The organism is Marivirga sp. (assembly GCF_024636815.1).
Taxonomy (GTDB): Bacteria; Bacteroidota; Bacteroidia; order Cytophagales; family Cyclobacteriaceae; genus Marivirga.
On sequence record NZ_JAGXGF010000237.1, the window covers coordinates 1 to 8,254 of the forward strand.

The window sequence follows — 8,254 nt, forward strand, 5'->3', positions numbered from 1 at the left end:
CAGTAGGCGCCAAACCTATTGTAGAGATTCAATTTGCCGATTATATCTGGCCAGGAATGAATCAGCTGGTGGAAGAATTGTCAAAATCCTGCTATTTATCTAATGGGAAATTCCCAATCCAATCCTTGATTAGAGTTCCAATTGGCGCTTATGGAGGCGGTGGACCTTATCACTCAGGTTCTATAGAATCCACATTATTAACCATAAGAGGCATCAAGGTGGTTTACCCTTCTAACGCTGCCGATATGAAAGGATTAATGAAAGCGGCTTTTCATGACCCGAACCCTGTGATAATGCTGGAGCATAAAGGTTTATATTGGTCTAAAGTACCAGGAACTGATGGAGCAAAAAATCATGAGCCTGATGATGAATACATTATTCCTTTAGGAAAAGCCAGAATAGAGCAAGAAGCCAATCAGGAAAAAATCGATAATGGTGAAAGCATGACGATCATCACCTATGGAATGGGTATTTATTGGGCTAAAGCTGCTTCCAAAAAATATAAAGGGCAAGTGGAGATTGTTGATCTAAGAACCTTAAATCCCTTAGACTGGGCGACTGTAAAAAGCAGTGTAGAAAAGCACGGAAAAGCATTGGTTCTAACTGAGGAACCATTAATGAATTCCTTTGCTGAATCCTTAGCAGGCAGATTAAATCAGCATTGCTTTGAATACTTGGATGCTCCTGTTAAATCTTACGGAGCCTTGAATTTACCAGCTATCGGATTAAATGTAGAATGGGAAAAAGCTATGTTGCCAAATGCTGAGAAAGTGGAGCAAGAGATTGGGGATTTGTTGGGGTATTAACCCCCTAACCCCAAGCCTCTTTTATATTCCCCAAAAGGGGGGAAACGCACGGAACAAAGTTTGAAGGTGAAGGAAGATTGTAAAGGAGGTCGTACCTATATTCACACAGCAAGTACGAACCGTCATTGCGAGGCACGAAGCAATCGTAAGAGTACTTTAGCTAATTGTAGATTGCTTCACCCTAAAGGGACCTGTCTGACAACAGGCAGGATCGCAATAGCTTGCCCCGACCCATCGGGGACGCACTGAAATAGTCATGGGTTTCTAATTTAATGGGTGATGGATGATCATAACCGCAAGTCCGGAAGTACCAATGAGAAGAATAATTGGAAATAGAAATTCTTGATTCTTGCATTAATAATCTAGCTACTTAATAGTGAAGAGTATGGGGCAAACTGCACGCATTTTGCTTCGCAAAGCGTGCTAGAAGAGCTAGAGACTGCTAATCTTTTAAATTATTAAACAAAATCTTAAGCAAAAGTAAGAAAGGAGGTTAAAAACTTTCTTTTTTATCTTTATCATATCTATTTTCATTCCTACGCACTTTTAATAATAATTATAGCGTTCACATCAGTCTTTTTTAAATCTCTATTAGGGAAAATATGGCTAAACGCCTTCTATTCTTACATTTTGATGACTTATTATAATTATATAATATCTTCTTAAATCTAAACTAGAAGAAATCCTTCTATTAAATTGACTATTTTTATATAACTGAAAAAAGAGTAAATGAATAACTAGTGTTTATCCTTTGCATATGTTACGGGGAACTATAATATTTCAATAATGATGAGAAGACTAAAACTTTTATATACGATTGCTTTTTTATGTTGTCATAGTATAGGTTTCTCTCAGAACTCTAAAACAGACAGCCTGCAATCATTATTGCTACATTTAGAAACCAAAGATAAAGTTGAAGTGCTTCATTCTCTAATTTTAGAATTATGGTTTGAATATCCTGACAGTGCAAAACAATACGCGAATCAAGCCATAAACATTTCTACAGAATTGGAAGATATTCGACTTCAATCTATTTCTTTAAGACTTATGGGCGGTGTTAATACTTATCAGGGTGAATATGAATTAAGCCTAATTAACACCCACAAAGCACTCAATTTGGCTTTACAAATTAAAGATTCCCTACTTATAACAACTAGTCTAAATAATTTAGGCTATAATTATTATAACCTAGGTAGCTATTCACAAGCAACGGAAAATCTCCTCAGAGCCTTAAATATGTATAGCAGAACTAAGGAACAATATGGATTAGGATACACACTAAATAATGTTGGTCAGGTGTATCTAAAATTAAAGAATTTTAGTAAAGCTAGCGAATACTTTAACCAAGCAATGGAAGTTGGGAAAAGTACAAAAAACAAGCACACAATTCTATATACTTCCAACAATCTAGGATTCTTATATTTGGAGCAAGGTAAATACCAAGAAGCAGAAAAGTTTTTCAAGAAATCAACAGAAATAGCTGAGACAGTTTCCAATAAAAACTGGGAAGCCACAGCATATAGTGGATTAGGCCAAACTTATTATCACTTAGGGAATATAGATAAAGCTTTTAAAGAATTCAAAAAGTCCTTAAGTCTGCGTGTCGAAATAAAAGAGTTGAAGGGTATATCCGAAATTTATTACTACTTAAGTAAGATGTCTGAAAGCAGCGAAAAGCTAGATTCAGCCATGTATTACCTTAATATTAGTCAAAATATAGCTAAAGACGCAGGTATTAAAGACCAACTTTTAGATAATTTCATACTATATAAAGAGCTTTTTACACAACAAGACCTTTTGGATAGCGCCTTAATTTACCAATCACGCTATATAGAATTAAGGGAAAAACAATTTGATGAAAATGCAGCAAGAAGTATTGAAGGCATTCAACTTGAAATAAAAGAAGAAGAAACAGCAAGAGAATTAGCAACCAAAGATCTACAACTAGCGAAGAAATCATTTCAGCTCAACTTTTTTATTGCACTGGCAATTTTCATCTTTTTAATCACCATAGTAGTTTTTTGGTTTTACAAAACACAGAAAAAACTAGGTAAGGCTCTGAAAATTAAAAATTTTAGAATCAGTAAACAGAGGGATGAAATAATTCGAAAAAACGAGGAGTTAAGTACTTTAAATATCGAAAAAAATGACTTAATCAGTATAGTTTCTCATGATCTTAAGAGTCCACTTAACAATATCAGAGCCTTAATAAGGTTGATTAATTTGCCTCCACTACCCTCTGAGAATAGAGCAGCAGAATTTCTTGAAATGATAAATGAAAGTACAATTCGCCTCAGTAATATGATTGAAAAAATATTAGACGTAGAAGCAATTGAATCTAAAAAACTTAACGTAAAACGAGAGAAGGTTAACCTTTCTGATATAGCACAAAGCACAATAAATAGGTTTGATGCGGAAGCAATGCGAAAGCAAATTCAATTACATCCCTCCATTAATGAAAACGTAATGATAAAGGCAGATGAAAGTTATCTCATTCAAGTACTTGAAAATCTACTTTCAAATGCTATTAAATTTTCACCAAATGGTAAAAACATCTATATCAACGTAATTACTCATAAAAATAAAGCACTTTGTGAAGTAAAAGATGAAGGGCCAGGTTTAAGCGATAACGATAAGAAGAAGTTATTCAGAAAGTATCAAAAATTAAGTAATACTCCTACAGCTAATGAATCATCCACAGGTTTAGGTTTATCCATAGTAAAAAAGTTTGTTAATAGTATGAATGGTAAAATTTGGTGTGAAAGTGAGCTTGGTAAAGGTGCGAGCTTTTTTGTAGGTTTTATAAATTGGAAAAAAGCCACAGTACAGAATAGACTGAAGTTTCAGAAAAAGAAAGTGGATTTGTTGGGGTATTGACAGAGTTTAAAGTGGGAAGCTAGAAGTCTATATGGAGGATGATAGCACTTAGGTCAGTACCGCAGGTCAAACCGGATGTGAAGCCCCCTTAATCTCCCACAATGCTATTAAAACAGAAAAGCACTCATATTACTGCAAGTGCTTCTTATTATCTTAAAGAAATCTAATCTATTCTTCATCTGCCGCAAGGCTAACCATCATACCATCCATATCAGGATGAAGTCTTAATTGGCAAGCTAAGCGACTATTAAATTCTGCATTGGGCAATAAATCTAGCTGATCCATTTCCTCATCACCTGGGTCATTAAGCGAATCCATTCCCTCTTCTACTTTTACATGACAAGTGGCACATAATGCCATTCCACCACAAGTAGCTAAAATTGGATATTCATTCGCTTTTAAAAACTCCATCAGGCTTAAGCCCATATCGGTTGGAGCTTCTAATTCTTGAACATCTCCAGAATAATCTTGTACTTTAATTTTAATATCACTCATACTTCTTACAAAGGATACCTGTCAGGTTTATAAAACCTGACAGGTCTTATTTTAATTTTAATTCTAGAAAGATTCAATACCGTTTACGGTAGTATATTTAAAACTTAAATGCTTCTCAGGATAAATATGCTTGAAAGCTGACTGTGCCATCAAAGCCGCCTCATGAAATCCACATAAAATCAATTTCAATTTTCCTGGATAAGTATTGATATCACCAATGGCATAAATACCTGGCACATTTGTAGAATAATCTGTGGTATTTACTTCAATTTGGTTTTTGTGAATGCTCAACCCCCAATCTGCAATTGGTCCTAATTTCGGACTTAAACCGAATAATGGAATTAAATAATCAGCTTCCAGCTCCATTTCGGATTTATCGGCACCCGTAACTTTCACTGAATTTAATTTCCCATTTCCAGAAAGAGAAGCCAAGTTACTTTTCAGCAGCAGATTGATTTTTCCTTCTTTCGCTAAGTCAAATACCTTATCAGCAGAATCAGGTGCTCCACGGAAGGTTTCATTTCTGTGAATCAACGTGATTTTCTTAGCTATTTTAGAAAGTTCAATGGTCCAATCTAATGCAGAGTCTCCCCCACCGGCTAAGATTACATTTTTATCTCTAAATAGCTCTGGATCCTTTACCATATAAGAAACGCCCTTTCCTTCAAATTCAGCAATTTCTTTCAAAGGTGGTTTACGAGGCTCAAAGCAACCTAAGCCACCAGCGATCACAACCACTTTACAATCTATTTCTGTACCATCGGAGGTTCTTAATTCAAATCCTGTAGCGGTTTTTTCTACCTTATCCAATCTTTCACCTAAAGTGTAAGTCGGGTTGAAAGGCTTTATCTGTTCCGTCAAATTATCCACTAATTCCTGAGCTTTTATGGTCGGGAAACCTGGAATATCATAAATTGGCTTTTGAGGATAAATCTCAGAAAGTTGTCCACCAACTTGAGGAAGTGCATCCACCAAATGGCAACGCAACTTCAATAATCCAGCTTCAAATACTGCAAATTGACCTACAGGGCCTGCTCCGATAATGCAAATGTCAGTTTGTATCATTGTTTTTTGTAAGTTATTATAGGTATAACTTCGATTCGTTGACAAAGTTCGTATAAAAATAGTTGTTTTACTAACGATATTGAAAAATATCTGTTTGATGTATGAAAACGGGGTTATTGACCTTCTATAAAAGAGGAATGTGCGAATAATGTAACTATTAGTACTAATTCTGTAACACCCTCAATTGACAATGTCCTTACCTTGAGTCAATTGACCTTAAAGTCACTTAGTAAATTCTGCCTTAACCAATTAGAAATATGAAATCGAAGCATGTTCTTGGGAAAGCCTATAAATCAGTAAAGGAACGTCCTTTAGTAAAATACATTTAAATTTTTTACAAGATGTCCATCCAAACAATCAATCCAAACACCAATAAAACCGTAAAGTCATTCGAAGAAATGACGGAAAAGACCGTTGATGCCAAAGTAGCCAAAGCACAAGCTGCATTTACCGAGTGGAAAGAAACCAGCTACCAAGAGCGAGCCGATCTGCTGCATAAGGTAGCTATACTGATGCGCGTCAAAAAATCAGCACTTGCAAAAATCATCACCTTAGAAATGGGTAAAGTCATTGCTCAATCTGAAGCAGAAATCGACTTGAGTGCCGATATTCTGGATTATTATGCCAATCATGGAGAGACATTTCTTGCTGATAAAGTACTTAACCCGGAATATGGAACAGCCATCGTTCGAAACAGCCCCATTGGCGTATTATTAGGCGTAATGCCCTGGAATTTTCCTTTCTATCAAGTAGTTCGCTTTGCAGCTCCTAACATCATGGTAGGCAATACTATTTTACTTAAGCATGCCTCCATCGTTCCACAATGTGCAGCTGCCATTGAAGAAATCTTCGAAGAAGCAGAGGCTCCTGAAGGAATATATACCAATCTATTCATCTCCGGCAAACGTGCATCAGCATTGGTTTCTGATAAAAGGATAAAGGGCGTTTCCTTTACGGGAAGCGAGGGAGCCGGTGCAAGTGTTGCTATGGAAGCAGGAAAGCACTTGAAGAAGGTGGTATTAGAGCTGGGCGGCAGCGATGTGTTCATTATACTGGAAGATGCCGATATGGATAAAACGGTAGAATGGGCAGTTCTTGGAAGGATGAATAACAGTGGTCAAAGTTGTGTTGCCTCCAAGCGGTTTATTGCGGTAGAAGCAATAGCCCATGAGTTTATTAAAAAGTTCATGGATGCATTATCAAAAATCAAAGTAGGTGATCCGATGGATCCCGCAACAGAATTAGGCCCCTTGAGCAGTGAAGCTGCAGCCGAGCATTTAGCCGATCAAGTAAAACGTTCTGTTGATGAAGGTGCAACAGTACTACTGGGAGGTAAACGTGCAGATCGTGATGGAGCTTTTATGGAACCTACTATACTCACCAATCTGAAGCGGGGTATCACCGCTTATCACGAAGAATTATTTGGCCCGGTGGCTTCCTTCTATGTGGTAAAAGACGAACAGGCCGCCATTGATCTGGCCAATGATTCTGATTTTGGTTTGGGAGGCTCTGTATTTACTCGAGACATAGAACGTGGCAAAAGAGTGGCGGATCAGATTGATACCGGCATGATATTCATCAATCATCCTAGCCAGACACAAGCCGATTTTCCTTTTGGTGGAACAAAACGTTCAGGTTTTGGCCGCGAACTATCGGAGTCGGGAATTCAGGAGTTTGTCAATAAAAAACTCATTCGCGTAAGCGGAATCAATGATCCATTTTAGGGTGTAAGCCTTAGTTGCAGGTACTACTACAGTTTAAGTTATTTCCTGCCTTGTCAGAAAAACAGGCATAAGACCATTAAAAAAACTTGATACACATGAAATGAGCATAAACTTAGAGTCCCAAAAATACCAACAGAGGGATGAATAAGTTTATCGCGAATTCCATAGCTTGCCCCGACCAATCGGGGTGACCATTGGAGATAAACTAACACACATGAAACGAAGCATTAAAAGTTTAATTGGTTTCACCTTGAGTGCAACCGATGGCGCAATCGGAAAAGTAAAAGAGTTCTATTTCGATGAGCATACATGGACCATACGATACATGGTTGTGGACAGAGTTACATGGCTTTCAGGCCGGGCGGTCCTCATTTCAACAGAAGCCTTGCTATCCGTTGATTGGGCGAACAAAACATTTCTTGTTGACCTAAATAGAGATCAAATAAAGAACAGTCCGGATATCAATACAAACGAACCCGTTTCTCGTCAGGAGGAAATTAAATTGAATTCTTACTACGCATGGGAGGCCTATTGGGGGACTGGATACTATGGAAAGGGGCCAACTACTGATTTAAAACAGGAAATACTGGAACAAAGTGTTGGAGACGAGAATAGGCAATTACGCAGCACGTATAAAGTATCAGGTTACAGCATCACCGCCAGCAATGGCAAAATAGGTGATGTGCAAGGTTTCCTGATGGACGACCTTAATTGGAAAATTATTTTTATACTAGTTGATACAGGCCATTGGTTACCTGGAAAAAAGGTGCTTCTATCACCGGATTTGATAAAAAAAATAGATTGGAAAACAGCTTCGGTGATTCTTAATACCACCGTAGAACATGTGAAGCAGAGCCCTGAATATGACCCTGATCAAGAGTTGACTGAAGCCTATACATTGGCATTAAATGATCATTATAAAAGTCCCGTGACATGAACACTGTGAAAAACACTCGTGATCCGCACATCGGTAAGAAGTCACGAATAAAAGAGGTAATGCCTAAAGAGTCACTGGAAGATTTTGTCAACTCTCGGCAGTGATTTAGTAAGCTGTTTGACAGAAAAAATAAAGAATAAGATGGGTGGTATTATTGAAACTAAAAGCAATATAATGATTGACTTGGTCATAAATTATCAAAACCGCCCACACAATAAAAGTGAATTTAAAATAGAACAATGCAAGAGGACATAAAAACGGAAATAGAGGCACCTGTAGAAACGGTCATCCAAAAATTAGAAAGTTGGCTTGATAGCTTCATAAATATGATTCCCAACATGGTAGTGACC

Annotated in this window: 6 protein-coding genes; 4 read left to right on the forward strand and 2 right to left on the reverse strand. The window is 37.2% G+C overall.

The window, feature by feature from the left end; genetic code table 11:
* Together Q0L29_RS17050 and Q0L29_RS17055 are read left to right on the forward strand one after the other, a co-directional pair.
* Positions 1-806, forward strand: an 806-nt coding sequence (locus tag Q0L29_RS17050; RefSeq protein WP_296623626.1) for a transketolase C-terminal domain-containing protein, incomplete at its 5' end; no start/stop codon positions are given.
* A gap of 786 nt (positions 807-1,592) precedes the next feature.
* Positions 1,593-3,683, forward strand: a complete 2,091-nt coding sequence (locus Q0L29_RS17055) for a tetratricopeptide repeat-containing sensor histidine kinase (protein WP_296623628.1) — start codon at positions 1,593-1,595, stop codon at positions 3,681-3,683.
* 168 nt (positions 3,684-3,851) lie between these two features.
* On the opposite strand, the gene Q0L29_RS17060 is transcribed toward Q0L29_RS17055, so the two are convergent.
* A complete protein-coding gene (locus Q0L29_RS17060) occupies positions 3,852-4,178 on the reverse strand; it encodes a 2Fe-2S iron-sulfur cluster-binding protein (RefSeq protein ID WP_296623630.1) in 327 nt (108 codons plus the stop codon).
* A gap of 63 nt (positions 4,179-4,241) precedes the next feature.
* On the reverse strand, positions 4,242-5,243 hold the full coding sequence (locus Q0L29_RS17065; RefSeq protein ID WP_296623632.1) for an NAD(P)/FAD-dependent oxidoreductase: 1,002 nt from the start codon (positions 5,241-5,243) through the stop codon (positions 4,242-4,244).
* A 341-nt stretch (positions 5,244-5,584) separates the two neighbouring features.
* Between Q0L29_RS17065 and Q0L29_RS17070 the strand changes: the two genes are divergently transcribed.
* Complete coding sequence (locus tag Q0L29_RS17070; protein WP_296623633.1) at positions 5,585-6,967, forward strand: NAD-dependent succinate-semialdehyde dehydrogenase; 1,383 nt, start codon at positions 5,585-5,587, stop codon at positions 6,965-6,967.
* 214 nt (positions 6,968-7,181) lie between these two features.
* Positions 7,182-7,904, forward strand: a complete 723-nt coding sequence (locus Q0L29_RS17075; protein ID WP_296623635.1) for a PRC-barrel domain-containing protein — start codon at positions 7,182-7,184, stop codon at positions 7,902-7,904.
* Positions 7,905-8,254: the final 350 nt, after the last annotated feature.